This window comes from Boseongicola sp. (genome assembly GCA_014075275.1).
Taxonomy (GTDB): domain Bacteria; phylum Pseudomonadota; class Alphaproteobacteria; order Rhodobacterales; family Rhodobacteraceae.
The window spans coordinates 1,919,353-1,941,707 of record CP046179.1; the positions used below are offsets into that span (position 1 = coordinate 1,919,353).

Sequence of the window (22,355 nt, forward strand, 5' to 3'; positions counted from 1 at the left end):
AAACGCGCTGATTATGCGGAGCGCGCCAACCGCCATCCTGCTTCGGACAATATGCCCTCTATGGGCTTCAACGAAGTCCCCTGCCCTTCGAAGGCTCCCTGATAGCGCGAAAGCCACGCACGCAAAGCAACGATGCCCTGACGCTGCAATTCCATCACACTATTCGGGTCGTGTGGGTCAAACGCTTCATATCCACCGCCTGTGCTTCGACCGCTCTGTGGCGATATGAAGGCAGGGAACTCCCGCGCCTCCACGCTAACCACCGTGCCTTTGTCTGGTGCTTCAGAGATGCGTGCCGTGATCCGTAATCCGCTGGCCATTTGTCTTGCCAGTGAAACCCTAAATTCCCGGGCTGCTTCCTCGTCAGTTTTGCCAAAGAACCATGGATAGGCTTCGTGCTCTTCCTGATCGCTCAACTAGTCCACGAACTCGCCTGCGTGGAACATGTTCCGTCCCGTCTCAGCGAGATATTCGTCGATGATGCGCTGCCGGTCGTTTCGAATGAAGCGTCCCATTACCTATCGGTGCCCGTTTTGCGCATTGATACTTCATCGAAACTCAGAATGATTTCGCAGGCAATCGTTTGCGCATAGTGTGGTTGCTCTCTCCATAAGTATCCGAACACAGTAATTGTAAAACCATTGCTTTCCGCCGCGTTTAGCAGCCCGGTTGTTGTTGTGACCCTTCATATTAAGTTTGTGTGAACATACCGCAAAAGCTCTCACGGGCAGATTTGACAAAGCTCGGCACGCGGAGTCTTTCTTGGAAGGGCTAAGATTTCGATAGTGAAGAGCGGCCCCTTGCCTAGCATCGATTGTATTGCGAATGTCCCGAACCCAATCGACCACATCCGCTTCGTGGTTTGACCTAGTCAGCAAACCACCAATACAAAGCCACTCACTTGCTTAATTCTCGTCACTAGGGCGAATTCTTCGCCAATCCGTCATCACCGGCTTCGTCAATGTAAAGAATATACTCGTAAGGCTCTAATTCCGACGTCATTTGCCATCCGAACATGTGAGCTGGAGACAAGCCAAATCCAAGATGACGACAACATCCGCCAATTGCTAGGGTGGATTTCTGGGTGGATACATGTATCTAAAAATTATATATAATATTATTATTAATGAATTATTTGAATTTTGATGGTGCGGGCGGTGGGACTCGAACCCACACAGCCATACGGCCTTCGGATTTTAAGTCCGATATGTCTACCATTCCATCACGCCCGCTTGGAGACGTCCTAGAACGCGCGCGCCTCTTGGGCAAGTCCCGAGATACAATCAGAGTTCTTCACCGTCGGGTTCTTTCAAAAACCGCCGCTCAGAGAGCCACGGGTTCAGTGCAAGGGCTTCGCGCAGGACAACCTGTGCAGCCTCATCATCTTCCAACCCCATCAGTGTAAGCGCCTTACCGGCGATCGCCGCGACGTGACGTGGAGATCGGGCAATTGCCAGATCCAGATCGACCAAGGCAACTTGGTAGTTCTGTTGCAAAAAATTGACGAATGCACGCTGGTTGTAACCTTCAGCATAGTTTGGGCAATATTCAACCAGTTCATCAAATGCTTTCGCAGCAGTGTCGAAAGCAAAAACCTCTCGCGCCTGCATGCCACGATCCAAAAGATCCTGCGCCTTTTCATCCGGGGCCTTTGTCCAAAGAACCCAAAACTGATTGGAAATTTGCCGCGCGGCGCGCTCGTTCGGTGCGGACTGCACTTGCTCAAGCAAAACGTCAACTGCTGCTGTTATGTCAGGTGCGTTCGGGCAAGCGGCGTGCGAAGGCAACGCAAATGAGAAAAGACAGAGGGTCAGCAAGTTTCGCATGACCATTAAGTGCGCCGGAACTTTCATTGGTCAAGTCACGATGCCGCCATCCTTGATTGCTTGCATAGCCACATGGGTTGCTGTCTGGGCAACATGAGGCAGGCTCGACACCTTTTCACCCAGGACATGTCGGTAGCGTGTCATGTCCTGGGTGCGAACTTTGAGAAGATAATCAAATGCACCTGCAATCATGTGACATTCCTCTACTTCGGGGATGGCGACTGCGGCTTTGTTGAACTCTCCGAGAGCTTTCTCACGAGTGTCGCTCAGCTTGACTTCGACGAAGGCCACATGATCAAGACCAAGCATTACCGGATCTACAATTGCCCGATATCCCCGAATAACACCCAATGATTCCAATCTCTTAAGACGTGCCTGCACAGGTGTTTTTGACAAGCTGACACGCCGCGATAGTTCGGTGATCGATATGCGGGCGTCTCCGGATACAATCTGGAGTATCTTTCGATCTAATTTGTCCATTTCTATAGACGAATTGGGCATAACTTACTCCATATTATGGTGTTATTACCCATGGTATGCCCATATTTAAGAACTTTCGCAAACTAAACCTGTGCTAAACAATCTGTATGACACAGATTAGCCCATCCCGATTTCACAAATTCCCGGCCGAGACCGAGATTGTTGCAAACCTAACCAAGACGGCAGCGCTGAGCGCCCATGATCGTGCACGCATTTCTGACAATGCTGCAGCGTTGGTTGACGGCATTCGAAACGCAGGCAACCCGGGAATGATGGAGGTTTTTCTTGCGGAATATGGTTTTTCCACCGAGGAAGGTATCGCACTGATGTGCCTTGCTGAAGCTTTGTTGCGCGTGCCAGATGCCGAGACCATTGACGCATTGATCGAGGACAAAATTGCGCCGTCGGATTGGGGCAAGCATCTGGGTCATTCTTCCTCTTCACTGGTAAATGCGTCGACTTGGGCGCTCTTGCTGACCGGACGGGTGCTGGACGACACCGGACCCGGTTTGGCAGGTGCATTGCGCCTGGCGGTTAAGCGCCTTGGCGAGCCAGTGATCCGCGTGGCGGCCAAAAAAGCGATGCGCGAGATGGGGCAGCAGTTCGTTCTGGGCGAAACCATGCAGGCAGCAACATCCCGCGCAACCAAGCTGGAAGAGGACGGTTACACATATTCCTACGACATGCTGGGCGAAGCCGCGATGACGGAAGACGACGCCGCGCGCTACTTCGCGTCCTATGCGAATGCGATCAAAATTGCCGGCGGCGTGCAAGTTGGCAAATCGGTCGCTGATCGCCCGGGCGTTTCGGTGAAACTATCGGCGCTTCATCCGAGATATGAAGTGGCCAAGCACAAGCGCGTCATCGAAGAACTGGTCCCACGCTTGCGCGACCTTGCCAGGATGGCGGCAAAGCGCAATATCGGGCTGAATATCGACGCGGAAGAAGCTGACCGACTGGAGATCTCTCTGGACATTATCGGCGCGGTTCTGGCGGACGAAAAGCTCGCAGGTTGGGACGGGTTTGGTATCGTTGTTCAAGCCTATGGTTTGCGCGCCGCGCCGGTCATCGATCACCTATTTGAGCTGGCGAAAAATCTGGACCGCCGGATTATGGTTCGACTGGTCAAGGGTGCCTACTGGGACACCGAAATTAAACTGGCACAAGTTGAGGGGCTGCAACGTTTTCCTGTCTTCACAACTAAGCCGGCAACGGACGTTTCTTATCTGGCTTGTGCCCGCAAGTTGCTGGCGATGACCGACCGAATTTACCCGCAATTCGCAACCCACAACGCACATACCGTCGCCGCAGTTCTGGATATGGCGCGTGACCCATCGACTTTTGAATTTCAAAGGTTGCATGGCATGGGCGAGCAGCTGCACGAGTTGGTCAAGAACCAGAACAATACGCGCTGTCGTATTTACGCCCCTGTCGGGGCACATCGTGACTTGTTGGCCTATTTGGTCCGACGCTTGCTGGAGAACGGCGCGAATTCGAGTTTTGTGAACCAGGTTGTCGACGAGGATATTCCGCCGCATATCGTTACAGCTGATCCGTTTGATGCTTTGGGGGCGCCATCAGGCATTCCTGCCAGTCGCGATCTCTATCAACCGCAGCGGATCAATTCGCGCGGGTGGGATTTGACTGACGGCGCAACTTTGGCAGAGATCGATGCCGCGCGTGCGCCGTTTTTGACTAACTTGTTCAAAGCAGTTCCATTGGTAGCTGGAGAGACAACTTCAACTGAACCTATTGAGATCAGGAACCCAGCGAAACCCGATGATATTGTTGGACAAGTCAGTCTTGCATCTGCTGCGGATGCGAGCATAGCATTGACCAATGCCCTGCCCTGGGATGCCAGCGGAGCGGAACGTGTTGTCGTATTGAACCGAGCAGCCGAATTGTATGAAGCGAATGCTGGCGAGTTATTTGCACTTTTGGCACGCGAAGCCGGCAAGACGCATATGGACGCCGTCGCAGAGTTGCGTGAGGCCGTAGATTTTTTACGTTACTATGCGGCAATGGGTGCGGAGCTGGGTGGCCTGCCAATTGGCATCGTTGCCTGCATTTCACCCTGGAACTTTCCTCTGGCCATCTTCACCGGGCAAATCGCCGGGGCGTTGTCTGCTGGCTGTAGTGTTTTAGCGAAACCGGCCGAACAGACACCGCTTGTCGCATACCGCGCTGTTCAACTTTTGCACGAAGCGGGCGTGCCGCTCGAGGTCCTGCAGTATTTGCCGGGCGATGGGGCTACTGTGGGTCGCGCGCTAACTTCAGATCCGCGGGTTGGTGGCGTTGCGTTCACTGGCTCGACGGAAACGGCCAAATTGATCCGCAAAGCCATGGCTGCGAATATGGATCCCGGCGCACCGCTGGTTGCTGAGACCGGCGGTATCAATGCCATGATTGTCGATTCGACCGCTCTGCTGGAGCAGGCAGTACGAGACGTCGTAGCCTCGGCATTCCAATCGGCCGGGCAACGCTGCAGCGCATTACGTTGTCTTTATGTGCAAGAAGATATCGCCGAGGCGTTTTGCGAAATGCTTTTTGGCGCGATGGATGAGCTGAAAGTCGGCGACCCCTGGAATCTGGACACGGATGTCGGCCCCCTGATTGATGCGGAAGCCAACGACGACATTGCGCAATATCTGACGGATCACGGCTTTGCCAAGCAATTGAGAACGCCGATAAAAGGCTACTTTTGTGCGCCCGCAGTTGTGGAAGTTGAAGGCATATTATCGATCCCACAGGAGGTATTCGGGCCGGTACTGCACATCGCGACTTTTTCCTCTGATGAACTTGATCAGGTGATTACTGACATTAATTCAACGGGATATGGGCTGACCTTTGGCCTACACACTCGAATTGACAGCCGAGTGCAGGAAGTTGTCGAGAAAATTGAAACCGGAAACACATATGTTAACCGCAACCAGATTGGCGCAGTTGTCGGGACCCAGCCTTTTGGCGGCGAAGGATTATCCGGCACAGGACCGAAAGCTGGCGGGCCGTTTTATGCAGCCCGTTTCCAGACCAACGCGGTCACTGACCGCACGCGGCAGCGGGAGATGCCGGGCCCTACTGGCGAAACCAATCAACTGACACTTCACACACGCCCGCCGTTTCTGTGTTTGGGACCGGGAGACGATGTTGTATCCCAACAGCTGGCGGCAGTTCGGGCCGCGGGTGGTATTGGCCAGAATGCGGAAGGCATCACTCCGGACGAGCTTCGTTCCTTTGGCGATATTGGGGGTGCTTTGTGGTGGGGGGACGAAAGCGACGCCCGCAAACTGGCCGAGGCCATGGCTGACCGAGACGGGGCGATACTGCCTCTAATTACAGGAAAGCCGCGTGCGTTCGAAGTCCTGCACGAACGCCACCTTTGCGTAGACACCACGGCATCCGGCGGCAATGCCGCCTTGCTGGCCTAGGTCGGAAAGGCTTGACGTTACTAGCGGAACGGGATCGGCTAGGCCAATGTTCCCGTTTCGCGACCACAACCCATCCTTACGCACGCCATTTGTAACGTGGTCGCTGATTGCAGTTAACATTGTGATCTTCACAAGCTACTGGCCGCTATTCAGCGACGAACGGGCATTGTGGTTCTATTTTCTGGAATGGGGGTTGGTGCCTGCAGCCGCGCGACCCGAGACTTTCGTCACATCAATGTTCCTACATGGTGGGGTCATGCATTTGGCGGGCAATATGCTGTTTCTCTGGGTGTTCGGCGACAATCTGGAGGATGCGCTTGGCCATTTCCGATTTGCGCTTTTCTATCTGGCAAGCGGGTTAGCAGCGGCGGGCGCGCAGTTTGCAGCCGATCCTGGCAGCATGGTGCCAATGGTCGGTGCGTCAGGAGCCATCGCTGGTGTGATGGGTGGCCACTTATTGTTATATCCTCGTGCCCGGGTAGACGTTTTGATTTTCATCGTCATCATAATCCGTGTCATTCCTGTACCTGCGTGGCTCGTTCTAAGCGGCTGGTTTGGAATTCAACTATTGCAAGGCAGTGTTGTTTCCAGCGCCGGCGGAGGAGTGGCCTATTGGGCGCATGCTGGCGGGTTTGTTGCTGGGTTGGTTTTGATTTTTCCGGTTTGGCTCAGACGAGGTGCAACACGGTTCTGGGACCAAACCAATGGTTTACCGCCCCACCCTGAAGCTAAGTATCAATACGTCCGTTCAGGGATACCTCGGGTACGCCGTTAAGTCGCTTCACGAGTGGGTAGTCGAGTTGGAAAATAGGTGAATCACCAATATGCCGCCAAGGATCATTGCCAGACCGAGGATCGCTGGAGCGTCAAGTTTTTGGCCAAACACTGCAAATCCTATGATTGCGATAAATGCGATGCCTAAACCGGACCAAATGGCATATACTAAGCCAACCGGCATAATCGTCAGTGTCAGCGACAGTAGATAGAATGCCAATGCATAGGATATGACCACGATAACTGACGGGCCAGGTCGCGAGAATTGATAACTTGCCTGCAAAGCCGTTGTCCCGATGGTCTCGGCCAAAACAGCCAGAAAAAGATAAATGTAATGCACCGGCATTTTGAGGCCCCTTTATGACAACGGCAACGCTGTAGTTTCTTTCAACTCTTCCATGACGAATGACGCCGAAACGTCCGACATTTCAACCCGTCGGATTAACTGTTGATACAACAGATCGTAGGCGCCCATGTCTTTAACCCGGGCATGCACCAGATAATCCAGATCGCCAGTCATCCGATATGCAGCGACGATTTCGTCCATATCGTCTGTCGCCTTAGAGAACTCTTTTAGCCAGTTTGGATCGTGGCGGTTGGTGCGGATCTGGATGAACACAGACAAACCAAGGCCCAGCCTCTCGGCATCAAGAACCGCGACCCGCTTGCGGATGACCCCGGAAGACTCCAAAGACCGAACTCGCCGCCATGTGGCGTTGCGACTGAGACCTACCGCTTCGCCCAGCGCATCGAGTCCAATGCTTGCGTCCTTTTGCAGAACTGACAGGATTCGCCGATCTAAATTGTCGAAATTCTCATTCATTGTGTATCTCGTGGTATGTTTATCCCAATATTATGCCATATTTCGCAAATTTTGGGAATACATCCCGCGCAAAACATGTCGATATTCCTAAAATAATACAGGAGACGGCAATGATCGCGCGCATATTCATGAACCACCCTGCAAGCGTTGACGAAACTTACGGTGAACACGCCCGATTTGCGTTTGGGTTCTTGATGAAACTGTTTGGCGCGGGCCTTGCCGCTTTGGTGCATGCCGTCATTCCGTGTCTGTTTGAGAAAACGGCGAGCGGCATGATTGCAGAGATGTATGCCAAGACCCACAATCGAGGTCAGTAAGGGCCGTCATCCAGCACGCCGTCCGCGGTCATCTGAGCATAAAGTAGGCCCTCGCGGAGACCACGGTCAGCTACAGACAGCCGATCTGTGGGCCATAACCGTAGCAAAGCCTGCAAAATCGCAGCCCCCGACATAATGAGCGCATGGCGGTCGCGACCAATTCGCGGATCGGCACGGCGCCCTTCCGGGCCAAGATCGAGGTACGTGCGAATGACCTTATCAATTTGGTCCGAGGTCATTCGAAGCCCATCGACTTTGTTGCGGTCATAGCGCCGCAACCCAAGATGGCTGGCCGCAACTGTGGTCACAGTGCCGGAGGTTCCGATAATCTGAAACCCTTCACGGGCTTGCTCGTCATCGTAGGGCGAAAAGGCGGAGAGGTTTTCTTCGAAAAACCAGCTCATCAACGCGAACCGCGCGGCGTCGTCTTCGACATCGTTGAACTGATCGCGCAATGTTGCCACGCCAAGAGGAACCGAAATCCAATCTACAACGCGAGCGGCTGGAAATGGTGTGTTGTCATCAGGCTTGAAACCGGCATGTAGTCGCATGATCGCTCGCGGACGGTCAAACTTTGGGACACGAGACAAGTCAATCCAGACCAGTTCGGTCGATCCGCCTCCAATGTCGACCACCAGCAGTTGCTCAGTTTTGGTCGACACAAGTGGGGCGCATGAAATTACAGCAAGTCGCGCTTCTTCCTCTGGTTTGATGATGTCCAGATTTAGCCCAGTTTCACGACGTATGTTCTTGAGGAAATCTTCACCGTTGCGGGCGCGCCGACATGCTTCGGTTGCCACCAGACGCAATCGGCGAACGCCATGCTTGTCCAATTTCGAGCGACAAATTTTCAGCGCCTGAAGGGTCCGGCTCATCGACGCGCGGCTAAGGCGTCCGGTCCGTTCGAGACCAAGTCCAAGCTGAACTGACTTAGAGAAACTATCCACGACGTGAAACTGATTACCCTTGGGTTGGGCAATCAGCATCCGACACGAATTTGTGCCGAGATCCAGCGCCGCATAGAGCTCGGCTGGATCGGCTTGCGCAGAGCCGGACGGCTCGACCTTTGCAGGGAACCGTCCGGCGCCACGTGAACGCCTGGGCGCCATATCGCCCTCCGATACTTGGTTAGGTCCACCCTATGCGTGGCGCGGGCGATCTTGCAAGCCTCACGATGATCATGAATGGAATTCACGGCAAAACCCCTGCCATGTTCCGCTTTGAAACGCTAAACTCTGCACGCGTCGCGAAGGCGCTACAAAATGTCGAATTTCATTGTTGCAAAAAATTCACTCGCGCGTAGATGGGGCCGATAGAAGAGAGGATCAGTTATGCCTGATGTCACGATCGTTTATTGGCGCGATATTCCTGCACAGGTCATCGTAGGCAAAGGCCGTCGCGGCTCGAAGGCCCCGCTGCCGGAACGATTTGAGCAAGCTATCGATCGTGCCGCCATGAAGATAAATGCTAAAGACAGCGACGCCTATCTTGCTGAGTGGCGCAAAGCCGAGCCGTACACGGTCGAAGGTGAGCCAGATGAGGTCGCAAAAGCCGAAGCCGCACGTCTAGACGCAGAATACGATCAAGACAGAGTCAAAACCCTGATTGCCAACGACGGATGGGCATGACGCCCACTGACATAAGGAATGCGCTGATGGCCCTGCTTCAGTTCAAACGGAAAAGCGATAAGGAAACCACTCCGGTGTTGCCGGAAACCGAGACGTTTCTCAAAAATTACTCGATCGAAATAATGCCTCGCACGGCCGAGAAGGTCGAAGATTTCCGGGCCCTTCTTCCAGAAGGAACACGGGTTTATATCGCGCACATCGAAGGCACGCCAATCGAAGATATGGTCGCGACAGCCAAGCGCGTAGCGGCAGACGGCTATCAGGTCATGCCACATTTCCCGGCTCGTATCATCAAAGACGAAGCCACATTGGGCGACTGGATCGCCCGCTATCAGGGTGAAGCAGGCGTTGAACAGGCGCTAATGCTGGCGGGTGGTGTCACCAACCCCGTCGGAGACTTTGATAGCTCAATGCAACTTTTGGAGACCGGTCTGTTCGACAAGGCAGGCTTCAAACGTTTGCACGTCGCCGGTCACCCGGAAGGCAATCGCGACATCGATCCTGACGGCAGCACGCTCAACGTTGATTCTGCCATGCGCTGGAAGAACGACTTCAACAACCGCACAGATGCCGAGATGGCACTTGTTACCCAGTTCGCATTTGAAGCCGGACCCATTATAGAATGGGCGAACGCTGTCCAGTCTTCGGGCATTAATCTGCCAATCCACATTGGCATCGCCGGACCCGCCAAGCTGCAGACACTGATCAAATTCGCAATTGCCTGTGGCGTTGGCCCGTCTTTGAAGGTTCTACAGAAGCGCGCGATGGACGTTACCAAACTGGTTTTGCCTTACGAACCCGACGACATCGTCAACGCTTTGGCACAACACAAAGCGGCCAACCCGGACTTTGCCATCAGCCACGTACACTTCTTCCCACTTGGCGGCATAAAAACAAATGCAAACTGGGCCATTTCCCGCGGGGGTGTCTCGGGGCGTCCCGCCGCAGCGACCGCCTGATCTTTACACAGAAAGAATTCAATGACCCGCACCGTACTCGAGTCCAAATCCAAGACAGTCGTCATCGGCTTTGAAGAACCGTTTTGCGTTATTGGCGAGCGCATCAACCCTACGGGACGCAAGAAACTGGCCGCCGAATTGGAAGCTGGCGACTTTTCGACCGTTGAAAAGGACGCAATCGAGCAAGTCGCTTGTGGCGCGCAGGTTTTGGACATCAACGCTGGCGTTGTCTACAACTCGAACCCAAATCCGAATGAGACCGAACCGCCCCTGATGACCAAGGTTGTCGACACAGTTCAGGCGCTTGTCGACATCCCACTATGCATCGACTCGTCCGTTCCCGGCGCGCTGGAAGCCGGTCTGGCCGCCGCAAATGGCCGTCCTTTGCTAAACTCGGTCACCGGCGAGGAAGATCGTCTGGAGTTGGTGTTGCCACTGGTTAAGAAATACAATGTTCCGGTCGTGGCGATTTCCAACGACGATACCGGCATCTCGGAAGACCCGGATGTACGTTTTGACGTCGCAAAGAAGATTGTTGAACGTGCCGCCGATTTCGGAATTCCAGCCCATGACATTGTCGTTGACCCGCTGGTGATGCCAATTGGCGCGATGGCGACCGCTGGCCTTCAGGTCTTTTCTCTAGTTCGGCGTTTGCGCGAAGAGCTTGGCGTCAACACGACCTGCGGTGCATCAAACATTTCATTCGGGCTGCCCAATCGTCACGGCATAAACAACGCGTTTCTTGCGATGGCTTCGGCCGCGGGGATGACTTCTGCCATCATGAATCCCGTCGCCATGCCCCCGACCCGCAAAGTCATCGGCGAGCGCCTGGATGCATTAAAGGCTCTGGGAGTAACCGCCGTTGATGACGTGGATCTTGGCGCCGTCGGGCCATTGCTGGGGTTGACCACTTCCGACGACCTGATTGCTGAACGCATTGCCCGTCTGGCGGATATCGGAGTAACCGTTCCGGAAGGAATTGATCCAAGGAAACTGGGACCTCTTCTGGGACTGGGCAAGCTGTCCGGCGTCGCATCAGAAGAAGTTCTTTCTATTCGCGCAGCGGACTTCCTGGTGGATCAGGACCCGTCGGGCGGCAACTGGATCAGAATGAATAAACCTGTTGCAGCACCTGGCGGTGGCGGAGGTCGTGGCGCACGCGAAGGTCGTCGGCGTCGCCGGAGCTGAAGCCAATCTTATTAGTAAGTTTAAGGTCGGGGGGAAATCCCTCGGCCTTTTTTATCTGAAGGCTGCGGTCTGTTTCTTTGGTGTCATCGCAAGCGACTTTAGAAATCGTGAGCGAATGTGAACGCTGGACGGTTCGGCCCTACCTATATCAGTAAGATAACCTGCCAGTCGCCAATTGGGTCGCGCCAGCAATCAATGCGCGCAAATGGCAACGAATGCGATGGAACACCCTATCGCAAACGGAGGCGACTGTTCGTCTAAGCCGACAGGTGTTAGCGTCGCGTCTAATCCCGATGTGCGATTTGGATGAATTGAACTTGTCCACTGCGGCCTGTGCGCGGCAAAACACAACAAGGCGACTTATGTCCGACAAGGATCAGTTCCCGCCGATAAAATCAGGCCTTCTGCGTATTGCCTCTAAGGTCGTCTTTGTTGTGCTGGCCGTTATGATCATTCATTTCGCTATGGAATGGGCCACAGAGCGTGCTGAGATTGTCGGAAACGAAAAGCTAATGTGGGGACTGTTGGCGACTGTCCTGGTCGCCTACGCGTTACTTATCGCCATTCCGTTTGTTCCAGGTATCGAGATTGGTATTTCTCTATTGCTACTCAAGGGTGCCGAAGTCGCCCCCATGGTCTATCTGGCAACTGTCATTGGCCTGACTATCGCTCTTATTGCTGGCAGGTTCACGCCTTACGCATGGCTACATCGCGTGCTGGCCGACCTACATTTGCGACGCGCCTGCGATCTTGTCGAGCGACTTGCCCCAATGAGCCGGACGGAAAGACTGGAACATCTGGTCCAAAGAGCACCGAAATGGATGCATCCCCTGCTTCGATCCGGGCGTTACATCCTGTTGGCGGCTTTATTGAACATTCCCGGAAACTCGGTGATCGGCGGCGGCGGTGGGATTTCTTTCATCGCCGGATTCAGCCGCCTGTTCCACACACCTACGTCGGTCGCCGTAATTGCATTGGCCGTTTTGCCGGTCCCGCTTGCCGTGTGGATCGGGGGTGCGAATTTCCTGATGAACTCAGTCTCTAATTGATGTCTGGCTGAACAATTCTGAAGACCTGAGACAACAGGATCAAAAAGATCAGATAAGCCAATCCCAGCGGCACAGCCAAAGTGCCCAAAAGTTCTGATCCTGGAACTCCGAACAGGCCGGCCGTCACCGAACCGATCATCTATATGCACAGCGCCGGCACGGGCAAAATTGCCGCAAGCAGCCATAGACCTGTGAAGCTAAAAATTGTCGCGGCCTGAAGCAAAACATAGATCAGTGCGACGGATGCCAAAACCATAGGCTCCATGGGGATTACCTTTCCCAAAACTTGTTACAATCTTCAGGGTATCACCAGATTGCCTAAATTCAAGAAATCCATGCCGTTTCGGGCATATTTTCTGGCGTGACTGGCCCTTTCAACGGCTGTAAAGAGGGCTATCTTATGCCCAAGAACAGGCGGAAAATCCATGACTGACAAAGCGTTGGTGATCTTCACCCCTTCGGGCAAACGCGGCCATTTCGAGCTCGGCACACCAGTGTTGACGGCTGCGCGACAATTGGGCGTAGATTTAGACTCTGTTTGCGGAGGGCGAGGAATTTGCTCGAAGTGCCAGGTCACACCGGGATTCGGAAATTTCCCAAAGCACGGTGTGACTGTGGCAGAAGACGCGGTTTCTCAATGGAATGCGGTCGAGGAACGCTACAAGCAAAAACGTGGATTGATCGACGGTCGTCGCCTTGGGTGTCAGGCGCAAATTCAGGGCGATCTGGTTATCGATGTGCCGCCGGAAAGCCAGGTACACAAGCAGGTTGTACGCAAGCGAGCGGAAGCGCGCGATATTACCATGAATCCGGCTGTTCGGCTGGTTTATGTTGAGGTCGAAGAACCTGACATGCACGACCCCACTGGTGACCTTGAGCGTCTGTCAAAGGCTCTGGAAGAGCAATGGCAGATCAAGGGGGTCCATGCGGATCTGGGCGTCATCCAAAAGATGCAGCCGCTGTTGCGCAAGGGTGCCTGGAAAGTCACTTGCGCCATTCACATGGGCGACGACTTTTACGCCCCGCGTGTGATGCAAATTTGGCCGGGTTTCTACGAAGGATCGGTCTATGGCCTTGCGATCGATTTGGGGTCGACCACGATAGCTGGTCATCTATGTGATCTGCGCACCGGTGAAGTTGTTGGCTCGGCGGGACTTATGAATCCGCAAATTCGCTTTGGCGAGGACCTGATGAGCCGCGTCAGCTATTCGATGATGAACGACAGCGGTGCCGATGAAATGACTGCGGCCGTGCGCGAGGGCATCAATAGCCTGACACAAGACATTGTTGCGGATGCGAATATTACGGCCGATTTGATCATGGAAGGTGTTATCGTCTGCAATCCGGTCATGCACCACTTACTATTGGGTATTGATCCGTTTGAATTGGGACAGGCCCCGTTTGCATTGGCCACATCTGACGCTATGCATCTTTGGGCGCGCGAGCTTGACTTTGAATGGCATAACGCTGCCCGTCTCTATTTGCTGCCGTGCATCGCCGGCCATGTTGGGGCTGACGCAGCAGCAGTTGCGTTGTCAGAAGCGCCGGACAAATCCGAAGATCTCGTTCTGGTCGTCGATGTCGGCACTAACGCCGAAATTCAGCTTGGCGATAAGAATGGCGTTCTCGCCTGTTCATCTCCTACCGGTCCTGCCTTCGAAGGCGCGCAAATCAGCTCGGGACAGCGCGCCGCGCCCGGCGCAATTGAGCGCGTCGAAATTGATCCGATTACCAAACAGCCCCGATTCAAAGTCATTGGCAGCGACTTGTGGTCAACTGAAGAAGGTTTTTCCGATGCCATAGCGACGACTGGAGTCACCGGTATTTGCGGCTCGGGGATCATCGAAATGGTCGCAGAGATGCGGATTGCCGGATTAGTCGACGCAAGCGGCCTAATCGGAAGCCCAACGCAAACTGGATCGGAACTGTGTGTCGCGGACGGCCGCACCTGGTCCTATTTGGTGTGGGATGGTTCGGCCAATGATGGTCCGGTCATCACTGTCACCAACCGCGACATCCGTGAAATTCAGATGGCCAAGGCAGCGCTTTATTCAGGCGCACGTCTGTTGATGGACAAGCGCGAAGTGGACAACGTAGATCGCGTGGTTTTGGCAGGCGCATTCGGCGCCCACATTTCGCCCAAGCACGCCATGATTTTGGGCATGATACCTGACTGCCCACTGGAAAAAGTAACTTCGGCGGGTAACGCGGCTGGAACAGGGGCGCGCATCGCGCTCTTGAACACCGATGCACGAGACGAGATCGAAACGGTGGTCCGCAACATCCAGAAGATTGAAACTGCCATCGAACCGCGCTTTCAGGAACATTTCGTCAATGCCTCGGCTATCCCCAACGCGGTCGAGCCATTCACTATTCTGAATACGCTGGTCGATTTACCTAATGTAAACTTTAACCAAGGTGGAGACGGCGGGGAAGCAGGTGGTGGACATCGCCGGCGCCGGGCGCGATCTTGACCGCCCAGAAACTGTAAAGCACCACTTATCTCTGCGCGCGGGTGTAGCTCAATGGTAGAGCAGCAGCTTCCCAAGCTGAATACGAGGGTTCGATTCCCTTCACCCGCTCCAAAATTTGGATCTCACTATGACCCGCTTCCTGGCCCCTCTCGATCATCATAACTTAAGCGATGTGGGCCTTGACGGATGGACCTATGGGTATCGTGATCGCGTCCGTTTTTACGAACTGGACGCATTGAACCACGTCAATAATGTCGTCTTTCTGAAGTGGTTCGAAACCATCAGAGTCACCTACGTCCAAGACTATGGATTTTCCTCTTATGGCGAAGACGATCCACAGTTGGTTGTGCGCCGGGTTACCGCGGACTTTCTGGCACCAATGCACCAAAACCAAGATTACATTGTCGCGGCCCGTACAACAGTGGTGAAACCGTCCAGTTTCTTTATGGAGTATGCAGTCGTCGCGGACGACAATATTTGCGCAACCGGCGAAGCCGTTGGCATCAGCCTGGAACAAGACGGAAAGACCCGACGCGAGCATAATTTGATCGCTATAAATAACGTCATCCAGCGTGACGGCGCCAAAAAATCCGGATTTGTTTAGCTGCCTTTTGCGGCCACCCTGGCTTGGGCTTCTTGGAGCAGTGATGTCACGTCGGGATCGTCAATGCCAAGAATCTCGAAGTGCTCTGCAATGCCTTCGATGTAGTCCATGCTGCTTCCGAAGGCACCTGTTCCGGTGACGAGATACTCCAACTGTTGATCGCGGGTCATATCAGGCTCGATCGCTTCTGCCGCATAGTCAGCGACAAATGTCAGAGCATCGACTGTCTGATCCGACAACTGCGCCTTTACGAAACGTGCATGATAAGCTGGCCCAACACTTTCACGACGCCAGAGGATTTCTGTCTCTTTTTCAACGTCGTCCGCTTGAATACGGAAGGTCAGACCATGGCAACCAGCACCAAGGTCGAGTGCGGCCATCAGGCCAGGAACCTCGACGGTGCCCCTGCCCCCGTAGATATCTTTCAGAATGAAACGCCGGGCGTGGTCTGGCACATGGGCGCGGCGAACTTCCTGAAATCGCAGAGCCGGGTTCCACATTAGTGACCCGTATCCGAACACCCACAAATCCGAATTGTGCCGATCTTTCAGCACATCGCGGCGCAATGCTTCGCGTTTTTCATCGGTATAAAACCAGTCTGTCCGAATGCCCTCGGCCTGCAGATTTTCAACCAAGTCACCTTGAGTCATTTTGCGAAACAGAGAGGACTCTGGATCAACGATCTTGCCGCGTAATCCTGGGTGATGGGCATATGGATCGTCCATTCTGTCCGCCTAATTGTTTAGGACATCGAGAAATTGATCGACGTCTTCGATGCTTGTGGTGCAGCCGCACACAAACCGCGCCAACAACAACTCTTCCGGATCTTCGCCCTGAAGTTGCCCTCGTTCAATATAATACTGAACGCCGGCATCGATCATCCCACGATGAACACGCCGTGGCATCCATGCAAAGACTAAATTCGCCTGGCAAGGGAAAGCAATTGTGGCGTCAGAAAACGCCGCGATGCCTTGGCATAGTCTCGCGGCTGACGAATTTGCCTTTGTCGCAAGTTCCAGCCAGAGATCGTTTTCCAGATAAGTACTAACCTGTGCTGCCAAATACCTTGATTTCGAAAGCAAGTGAGCAGCGCGCTTACGACGTCTTTGAAACTCCCAGGACTTTTCGGGATCGAAGAAAACAGCAGTTTCCACGCCCATCAGGCCATTTTTAGTGCCGCCAAAAGTCACGGCATCGACGCCGGCCCTCCAACTCATTTCCGCGGCTGAAACCCCAAGTGCGACCACAGCATTCGCAAACCTTGCGCCGTCCATATGAAGTTTCTGACCGTGCCCGTGGGTGACATCTGCGATCGCACGAATTTCATCGAGCGTGTAAATAGTCCCCCACTCTGCCACCTGGGTTATGGACACTGGCCCCGGCTCGGCATTGTTCAGATGACCCGGATCCCATGCCGACATTGAAGTGTCCAACTCGGCCGCTGTGAACTTGTCCTCGGCAGCGCCAACCAATGTCAGCTTTGCGCCGTCAGAAAAAGCTTCAGGACTGTTGCCCTCGCCATCATGTATATGAGCGTAGCGGCCGCAAAAAATCGCACTCCAGGGGTTTGCCCAACTGGCAAGGATCAAGCTGTTTGCAGCTGCACCAGTGGTGACAAAGAACACTTCGGCCTCGGGCGCGTCAAAGACTTCGCGCACGTTGTCCCGCGCGGTTTGAGTTATGGGATCATTACCATAAGGCAAGGTGTATCCCTTATTGGCTGCGGCAATGGCCTCCAAAACTTTCGGGTGTACTGGTCCTGTATTGTCAGATGCAAAAAACATCACAAATCCTCAACGATGTGATCTTCCCAATCTTCCTCGGGCACTTCGAACTCTGGCACAGTCCAACCTTTGACGGATATGCCCGCGTCATGAACCGATTCTGGATTGCCCGAAACCAGGGGATGCCAGTCATTCAAAGGTTTGCCTTCGAAGACTAAGCGATAGGCGCATGTCGAGGGCATCCAATATGCGATCTTTGAGATATTTTGAGGCGTAAGCACAACGCAATCAGGCACAAATTGCTTGCGAATATCGTATTGCGCACAGCGACATGAATCGCCATCCAGCAACCTGCAGGCAACGCGTGTGAACGCGATTTCATTGGTTTCCGGATCTTCAAGTTTGTTTAGGCAGCACTTTCCACAACCATCGCATAGTGCCTCCCATTCTTTCGACGTCAGGTTCTTGAGCGGAACTCTTTCCCAGAAATCCTCGCGGAGGCCCACACGGTCAATCGGATCTTTCACTGTCGGCATCAGACAGCCATGCTTGCGTAGGCGCCGATCATGCGCGCTGCTCGCTTTTTGCCAGTATCAGGCGAGCGCTTTCCGAGTCTGCGTCCATTTGAGTGATCAGCGCTTCCAGACTTTCGAATGTTGCTTCAGGTCTCAAATATTCAACCAGCGCGACTGACAAATCCGCTCCGTAAAGATCGCCGCGAAAATCGAAAACATGTGTTTCTAGGTTTGCGATGTTTTCTCCAAACATTGGCCCAACACCCAAAGAAGCAACTCCGTCGTAGGAGCCCGCGTTTGCACCCGTGAGAACATTCACTGCAACGGCATAAACCCCGAACTTCGGCGGATGCAGCCCATCGATCGACATATTGGCCGTTGGGTACCCAAGGTCGCGACCGCGCTGTTCACCGCGAATTACCTGGCCTTCTATTCGATGAAGATGGCCAAGCATTTCTGCAGCATCCTGAGGTCGTCCGTCGCTAAGTGCGTCGCGAATCCGGGTCGACGAAATGTCCATCCCGCCGGTTTCGACAAGTTCGGCAATTGTAACGCTAAATCCCTTACTTACGCCAAGTTCCTGAAGTATCTGGGTGTCCCCAGTGCGCCCCTTTCCGAAACAAAAATCACGCCCGACAGTGACATGCTTCAGGCCCAATCGATCAACAATGATCTTTGACGCGAATTCCTCTGGCGTCAGTTCAGAAATCGATGCCCCAAAGCCGAGTTCATACAAATGCGCGACGCCGAGTTTCTCCAGTCGGTTGGCCTTGGCTTCGGCGCTCATTAAGCGAAAGGGCGGGCCTTCCGGTTGGAAGTATTCGCGAGGATGCGGCTCGAATGTGACTACGCCCAAGGGTGCGTCGGCGGCTTGGGCAGTCTGCTCCAGAATTGCTTGATGTCCCAAGTGTACACCATCGAAATTGCCAATCGCGGCAGTTGCGCCGCGATCGTCTGGATCGAGATAGGTCGTGTCGCGATGAATACGCATGAGACTTGCCGTAGCGCTCAAGCGCGCGGCCCGCAACCCTCAGTCGAATTTTGCCGATGGAGCAAGGACCGTGGCCTCGCCCTTCAACACTGGCTTTCCTTTGACCAAACACCGCGTGTCCAGCTTTACGCGCCGTTTCCCGTAGTCAATTTCCAGCACTTCAACTTCGGCAGTCACGATATCTCCCGGGCGAACCGGTGCCATAAATTTAAGGCTTTGACCAAGATAGACAGTGCCGTGACCGGGCAGTTGCTCTCCTATGACTGCTGACACCAGACCGGCCGTCAGCATACCATGAGCGATGCGGCCTTCGAATATTGTATCGCGGGCGTAGTCATCGTCCAAATGCACGGGATTACGATCGGTGGAGACCTGTGCAAACATCTCGATATCCAGATCCGTAATCTCCTTGGTCAGCGTGCGTATCATGCCCACTTCCAAATCTTCAATAACGATTGTTCCACGGGGTTGGTTATCCAACATCCCAATCCCTTCCGCAATTTAATGACATAAAGTCGCGCCTTCGAGTAATTTTATTACCCTGCCGATGCGAAATAGCAAGCAAAAAATGCCGCACAGCAGCATTATCTTGTCAGATAGGCAGACTTTGGGTGGCAACTACAGGGCCAAGGCCATCTTCCAACGTCGTATGTTGAATGTCGCGGGGTCGGAACATCATGACCGATAGGACAAAGACAATCAGGACAGCAATTGTCCAGATTGGAAGCCCCCCAGCTTCGTCTTCAGGGTTTGGCAGCATTCTTCACTATTCGAGAAGAATTGCGGCCAAAAAATGGCACAAATGTTAAGCGCCACGAATTACTTTCGAAAAACTGTCAAAAATCGGCTCGGCGGCGCAGATGAGGCTTCCTGTTTCGAGAGGATCGCTGCCTCTGTCCATTCCATCGACCAATCCGCCTGCCTCTCGCACGATCAGCAGTCCAGCGGCAATATCCCAAGCGTGCAGGCCCCGCTCCCAATAACCATCGTACCGCCCAGCTGCCACATAGGCCAAATCAAGCGATGCCGCACCAAACCGCCTCACACCTGCAGACACTGGCAATATACGCGCCAAATCCTGTAAGGATTCCGGCAGCTCTTTCCGCCCTGCAAACGGCAATCCGGTAGAAAAGATGCTTTCGATCATTTTAGTGCGACCGGATACACGAAGACGGCTTTCATTCAGCCACGCGCCCTGTCCCTTTTCGGCAAAGAACAATTCGTCCTTTGACGGATCATAGATGACTGCGGATACGACTTCGCCCTTGTGTTCAAGCGCGATGGATACGGCGAAATGTGGCAAGCCGTGAAGGTAATTGGTCGTTCCGTCCAGCGGATCAACGATCCAGCGACGTGTCGGATCTTTACCTTCTTGCGGGCTGCTTTCCTCGCCCAGCCAGCCATAATTCGGTCGGGCATGCATCAAATCTTCTCGGATGATGGTTTCAGCTGCAACATCCGCGCGACTGACAAAATCGCCGGGCCCTTTGCTGGAGACCTGAAGATTCTCAATCTCGCGAAAATCTTTCAAAAGACTACGTCCGGCCTTGCGCGCGGCGGCGGTCATGACGGTAAGATTTGCGCTGCCTTGCATACTCGGGCCCCTTTAGTGACAGGGTCGTTTACGGAAGAAACCATTTCCCGGCAAGCTGAAAGTCGGCACAAAGTTGGGGCACAGTTTGCGCGTTCTTTTTCAAGAAAACCAAGAGACTATCGCCGTAATTTCCCGTTATCTGCCGTGGCTCACGCACACCACCGCGCGCAAAATGACGCGTGTGCCGGGATTTTCCCCTGCCGTAGCTCTGCATCCTTTTTTATGAATCCTGCATCAATGCCAGGGAAAACGAAGGGAAAATCATTATGGAACAGATAATAGCACAACTTATCGGCGGTACCGCAGGCAGTATTGGCGGCGGCAAAGTCGCCAAAGGCAGCGATATGGGCAACATCGGCAATCTCATTGCAGGTGCTGTCGGCGGTGTAGGCGGCGGCCAATTGCTGGGCGGCCTCATGGGGTCCGGTGCAGCAGCGGCCGGCGGCATGGACATTGGCGCCATGGCTGGAAGCCTAGTCGGTGGCGGTGTGGCTGGCCTTGTGGTTCAGGTGGTCGTCGGCATGGTCGTAAAACGCATGCGTGGTTAAACAACCAAATGGGTCATGGGCCTAGTCTGCCCATGGCCCGTGGTGCCCGTCGCCTTCGCGATCCAATCGCTTGAATCCGTGACGTCCAAAGTAGTCCCGTTGCCCCTGGATCAGATCGGTGGTGCCGCGCGCGCGCCTGATGGAATCGAAGTAGGATAAGGCCGCCGCCATGGCAGGAACCGGCTGCTCGGCAGCAATTGCCGCCCCGACGACTTTGCGCAATGCCGGAATTGTCGCCCGAACGACTTCAGCAAAAGCGGGTGCCAAAATGATCTGACCGTGTGGCAGACCCGCGCGCACTGAAGCTGAAATGTCGTCCAGCATGGCAGAACGAATAATGCAGCCTGCCCTCCAGATTTCGGCCACACGCGCCAGGTCCAAGGACCATTCGAAGGCTTCCGATGCTTCGGACAACAGGGCTATGCCCTGCCCATAAGTTATGATCCGCGCAGCTAATAGCGCAGCCTCTAGTTCATCATCAGAGATTCCCGAAGAGGCATCATTGGGTGGAAAGGTCGTTTCAGCAGCTTTGCGCGTATCCCGAAGAGCTGACCAAGATCGTGCGCCGACTGCAGCCTCAATGGTCGACGCCGACTGACCCAGCTTTAAAGCTTCGATGACAGTCCATCGGCCCGTGCCTTTTTGGCCCGCCTGATCGACGATGACATCCACCAAGGGTTTCCCGGAATCAACGTCAATAGCTCCCAGAACTTCTGCGGTGATTTCAATAAGGTAGGATTGCAAGCGGCCGGCATTCCATTGTGCAAAAAGCGCTGACATGTCCTGAACACTGCGACCAGAGGCGCGCAGCAAACCATAGCTTTCGGCAATCAATTGCATGTCGGCATACTCAATGCCGTTATGAACCGTTTTTACGAAATGACCGGCTCCGTCAGGCCCCAACCAATCGGCACAGGCATCGCCCTGAAACTTGGCCGAAATCGCAGCAACGATATCTGCCACAAGCGCATAGGAATCCTTTGAACCACCGACCATGATCGATGGTCCATGACGCGCACCTTCTTCGCCCCCGGAAACCCCTATGCCGAGGAAATTAAACCCATTGCGTTCGAGGTCGGCAGTACGGCGGCGAGTTTCGTTGAAGTCCGCGTTTCCGGCGTCGATAATAAGGTCACCAGGATCAAGAAGTGGCTCCAACGCTGCGATGACGCCATCCACGGCCGCGCCAGCAGGAACCATTATTAGCACTGTCCTCGGAGCATCTAGTGCGGCAACAAATTCTTCAAGATCATCAGCTGGGGTAAGTCTTTCGGCAAGAGGACCCGCACTGGCGACGACACCATGCATGACCGACGCTGTTCGGTTGTGAACCGCAACATCAAACCCTTTTTCGGCCATGTTTAGCGCAATCGCCGCGCCCATGGTTCCCATTCCGGTCACGCCGATTCTTGCCATTTTTCCCTCCAGACCTT

The 22,355-nt window shown here is 54.1% G+C and carries 26 protein-coding genes and 2 tRNA genes; 11 read left to right on the forward strand and 17 right to left on the reverse strand.

The window, feature by feature from the left end; genetic code table 11:
• Positions 1 to 11 precede the first annotated feature (11 nt).
• The 5 genes from GKR98_09670 to GKR98_09690 all read right to left on the reverse strand — a co-directional run bounded on the left by GKR98_09670 (position 12) and on the right by GKR98_09690 (position 2,327).
• Positions 12 to 416 (reverse strand): hypothetical protein, encoded by a 405-nt coding sequence (locus GKR98_09670; GenBank protein QMU58437.1) that lies wholly within the window; start codon positions 414 to 416, stop codon positions 12 to 14.
• A 132-nt stretch (positions 417 to 548) separates the two neighbouring features.
• Positions 549 to 887 carry a DUF3800 domain-containing protein gene (locus GKR98_09675; GenBank protein QMU60050.1) on the reverse strand — a complete coding sequence of 113 codons (339 nt, stop codon included), beginning with the start codon at positions 885 to 887 and terminating at the stop codon, positions 549 to 551.
• 259 nt (positions 888 to 1,146) lie between these two features.
• Positions 1,147 to 1,232: transfer RNA gene (locus GKR98_09680), tRNA-Leu, on the reverse strand.
• A 51-nt stretch (positions 1,233 to 1,283) separates the two neighbouring features.
• Positions 1,284 to 1,832: a hypothetical protein gene (locus GKR98_09685; protein QMU58438.1), complete on the reverse strand. Its 549-nt coding sequence runs from the start codon at positions 1,830 to 1,832 to the stop codon at positions 1,284 to 1,286.
• A 24-nt stretch (positions 1,833 to 1,856) separates the two neighbouring features.
• Positions 1,857 to 2,327, reverse strand: a complete 471-nt coding sequence (locus tag GKR98_09690) for a winged helix-turn-helix transcriptional regulator (GenBank protein QMU58439.1) — start codon at positions 2,325 to 2,327, stop codon at positions 1,857 to 1,859.
• A gap of 86 nt (positions 2,328 to 2,413) precedes the next feature.
• Between GKR98_09690 and putA the strand changes: the two genes are divergently transcribed.
• Both putA and GKR98_09700 read left to right on the forward strand, forming a co-directional pair.
• Positions 2,414 to 5,734 carry a bifunctional proline dehydrogenase/L-glutamate gamma-semialdehyde dehydrogenase PutA gene (putA, locus tag GKR98_09695; protein ID QMU58440.1) on the forward strand — a complete coding sequence of 1,107 codons (3,321 nt, stop codon included), beginning with the start codon at positions 2,414 to 2,416 and terminating at the stop codon, positions 5,732 to 5,734.
• A 46-nt stretch (positions 5,735 to 5,780) separates the two neighbouring features.
• Positions 5,781 to 6,509: a rhomboid family intramembrane serine protease gene (locus tag GKR98_09700; protein QMU58441.1), complete on the forward strand. Its 729-nt coding sequence runs from the start codon at positions 5,781 to 5,783 to the stop codon at positions 6,507 to 6,509.
• Between the two features lie 6 nt (positions 6,510 to 6,515).
• Here the strand turns inward: GKR98_09700 and GKR98_09705 are convergent, their stop codons facing one another.
• Both GKR98_09705 and GKR98_09710 read right to left on the reverse strand, forming a co-directional pair.
• Entirely contained in the window at positions 6,516 to 6,854 is a 339-nt protein-coding gene (locus GKR98_09705) for a QacE family quaternary ammonium compound efflux SMR transporter (GenBank protein ID QMU58442.1), read from the reverse strand.
• A 12-nt stretch (positions 6,855 to 6,866) separates the two neighbouring features.
• On the reverse strand, positions 6,867 to 7,331 hold the full coding sequence (locus GKR98_09710; GenBank protein ID QMU58443.1) for an AsnC family transcriptional regulator: 465 nt from the start codon (positions 7,329 to 7,331) through the stop codon (positions 6,867 to 6,869).
• 110 nt (positions 7,332 to 7,441) lie between these two features.
• Here GKR98_09710 and GKR98_09715 point away from each other — a divergent pair, with 110 nt between their 5' ends.
• Complete coding sequence (locus tag GKR98_09715) at positions 7,442 to 7,648, forward strand: hypothetical protein (protein ID QMU58444.1); 207 nt, start codon at positions 7,442 to 7,444, stop codon at positions 7,646 to 7,648.
• On the opposite strand, the gene GKR98_09720 is transcribed toward GKR98_09715, so the two are convergent.
• Positions 7,642 to 8,757, reverse strand: a complete 1,116-nt coding sequence (locus GKR98_09720; protein ID QMU58445.1) for a Ppx/GppA family phosphatase — start codon at positions 8,755 to 8,757, stop codon at positions 7,642 to 7,644. The genes GKR98_09715 and GKR98_09720 overlap by 7 nt on opposite strands.
• Positions 8,758 to 8,979: 222 nt before the next feature.
• On the opposite strand from GKR98_09720, the gene GKR98_09725 reads away from it, so the two are divergent.
• The 4 genes from GKR98_09725 (at position 8,980) to GKR98_09740 (ending at position 12,472) form a co-directional block, all read left to right on the forward strand.
• On the forward strand, positions 8,980 to 9,276 hold the full coding sequence (locus GKR98_09725; GenBank protein ID QMU58446.1) for a hypothetical protein: 297 nt from the start codon (positions 8,980 to 8,982) through the stop codon (positions 9,274 to 9,276).
• Positions 9,277 to 9,302: 26 nt separating this feature from the next.
• Complete coding sequence (locus GKR98_09730; GenBank protein QMU58447.1) at positions 9,303 to 10,235, forward strand: methylenetetrahydrofolate reductase; 933 nt, start codon at positions 9,303 to 9,305, stop codon at positions 10,233 to 10,235.
• Between the two features lie 21 nt (positions 10,236 to 10,256).
• Entirely contained in the window at positions 10,257 to 11,423 is a 1,167-nt protein-coding gene (locus GKR98_09735) for a methyltetrahydrofolate cobalamin methyltransferase (protein ID QMU58448.1), read from the forward strand.
• A gap of 362 nt (positions 11,424 to 11,785) precedes the next feature.
• Positions 11,786 to 12,472: a hypothetical protein gene (locus GKR98_09740; GenBank protein ID QMU58449.1), complete on the forward strand. Its 687-nt coding sequence runs from the start codon at positions 11,786 to 11,788 to the stop codon at positions 12,470 to 12,472.
• Here GKR98_09740 and GKR98_09745 read toward each other — a convergent pair.
• A complete protein-coding gene (locus tag GKR98_09745; protein ID QMU58450.1) occupies positions 12,465 to 12,611 on the reverse strand; it encodes a hypothetical protein in 147 nt (48 codons plus the stop codon). The two genes, GKR98_09740 and GKR98_09745, sit on opposite strands and share 8 nt — an antisense overlap.
• A 286-nt stretch (positions 12,612 to 12,897) precedes the next feature.
• Here GKR98_09745 and GKR98_09750 point away from each other — a divergent pair, with 286 nt between their 5' ends.
• The 3 genes from GKR98_09750 (at position 12,898) to GKR98_09760 (ending at position 15,550) form a co-directional block, all read left to right on the forward strand.
• Positions 12,898 to 14,946, forward strand: a complete 2,049-nt coding sequence (locus GKR98_09750) for a DUF4445 domain-containing protein (GenBank protein QMU58451.1) — start codon at positions 12,898 to 12,900, stop codon at positions 14,944 to 14,946.
• Between the two features lie 37 nt (positions 14,947 to 14,983).
• Positions 14,984 to 15,057 (forward strand) — tRNA-Gly (locus GKR98_09755).
• A gap of 16 nt (positions 15,058 to 15,073) precedes the next feature.
• Entirely contained in the window at positions 15,074 to 15,550 is a 477-nt protein-coding gene (locus GKR98_09760; protein QMU58452.1) for an acyl-CoA thioesterase, read from the forward strand.
• On the opposite strand, the gene GKR98_09765 is transcribed toward GKR98_09760, so the two are convergent.
• The 7 genes from GKR98_09765 to GKR98_09795 all read right to left on the reverse strand — a co-directional run bounded on the left by GKR98_09765 (position 15,547) and on the right by GKR98_09795 (position 20,374).
• Entirely contained in the window at positions 15,547 to 16,275 is a 729-nt protein-coding gene (locus tag GKR98_09765) for a hypothetical protein (protein ID QMU58453.1), read from the reverse strand. The two genes, GKR98_09760 and GKR98_09765, sit on opposite strands and share 4 nt — an antisense overlap.
• Positions 16,276 to 16,284: 9 nt before the next feature.
• Positions 16,285 to 17,334 (reverse strand): low specificity L-threonine aldolase, encoded by a 1,050-nt coding sequence (locus tag GKR98_09770; GenBank protein QMU58454.1) that lies wholly within the window; start codon positions 17,332 to 17,334, stop codon positions 16,285 to 16,287.
• Complete coding sequence (locus GKR98_09775; GenBank protein ID QMU60051.1) at positions 17,334 to 17,801, reverse strand: YcgN family cysteine cluster protein; 468 nt, start codon at positions 17,799 to 17,801, stop codon at positions 17,334 to 17,336. Before GKR98_09775 ends, GKR98_09770 begins: the two co-directional genes overlap by 1 nt.
• A 37-nt stretch (positions 17,802 to 17,838) precedes the next feature.
• Positions 17,839 to 18,780 (reverse strand): bifunctional riboflavin kinase/FAD synthetase, encoded by a 942-nt coding sequence (locus tag GKR98_09780; protein QMU58455.1) that lies wholly within the window; start codon positions 18,778 to 18,780, stop codon positions 17,839 to 17,841.
• A 39-nt stretch (positions 18,781 to 18,819) separates the two neighbouring features.
• Complete coding sequence (locus tag GKR98_09785) at positions 18,820 to 19,263, reverse strand: (R)-hydratase (protein QMU58456.1); 444 nt, start codon at positions 19,261 to 19,263, stop codon at positions 18,820 to 18,822.
• Between the two features lie 109 nt (positions 19,264 to 19,372).
• Positions 19,373 to 19,540, reverse strand: a complete 168-nt coding sequence (locus GKR98_09790; GenBank protein QMU58457.1) for a hypothetical protein — start codon at positions 19,538 to 19,540, stop codon at positions 19,373 to 19,375.
• 45 nt (positions 19,541 to 19,585) lie between these two features.
• Entirely contained in the window at positions 19,586 to 20,374 is a 789-nt protein-coding gene (locus GKR98_09795; GenBank protein ID QMU58458.1) for an inositol monophosphatase, read from the reverse strand.
• Positions 20,375 to 20,640: 266 nt separating this feature from the next.
• On the opposite strand from GKR98_09795, the gene GKR98_09800 reads away from it, so the two are divergent.
• A complete protein-coding gene (locus GKR98_09800) occupies positions 20,641 to 20,922 on the forward strand; it encodes a hypothetical protein (GenBank protein ID QMU58459.1) in 282 nt (93 codons plus the stop codon).
• A gap of 21 nt (positions 20,923 to 20,943) precedes the next feature.
• Here the strand turns inward: GKR98_09800 and gndA are convergent, their stop codons facing one another.
• On the reverse strand, positions 20,944 to 22,338 hold the full coding sequence (gndA, locus tag GKR98_09805; protein QMU58460.1) for an NADP-dependent phosphogluconate dehydrogenase: 1,395 nt from the start codon (positions 22,336 to 22,338) through the stop codon (positions 20,944 to 20,946).
• Between the last annotated feature and the right edge of the window lie 17 nt (positions 22,339 to 22,355).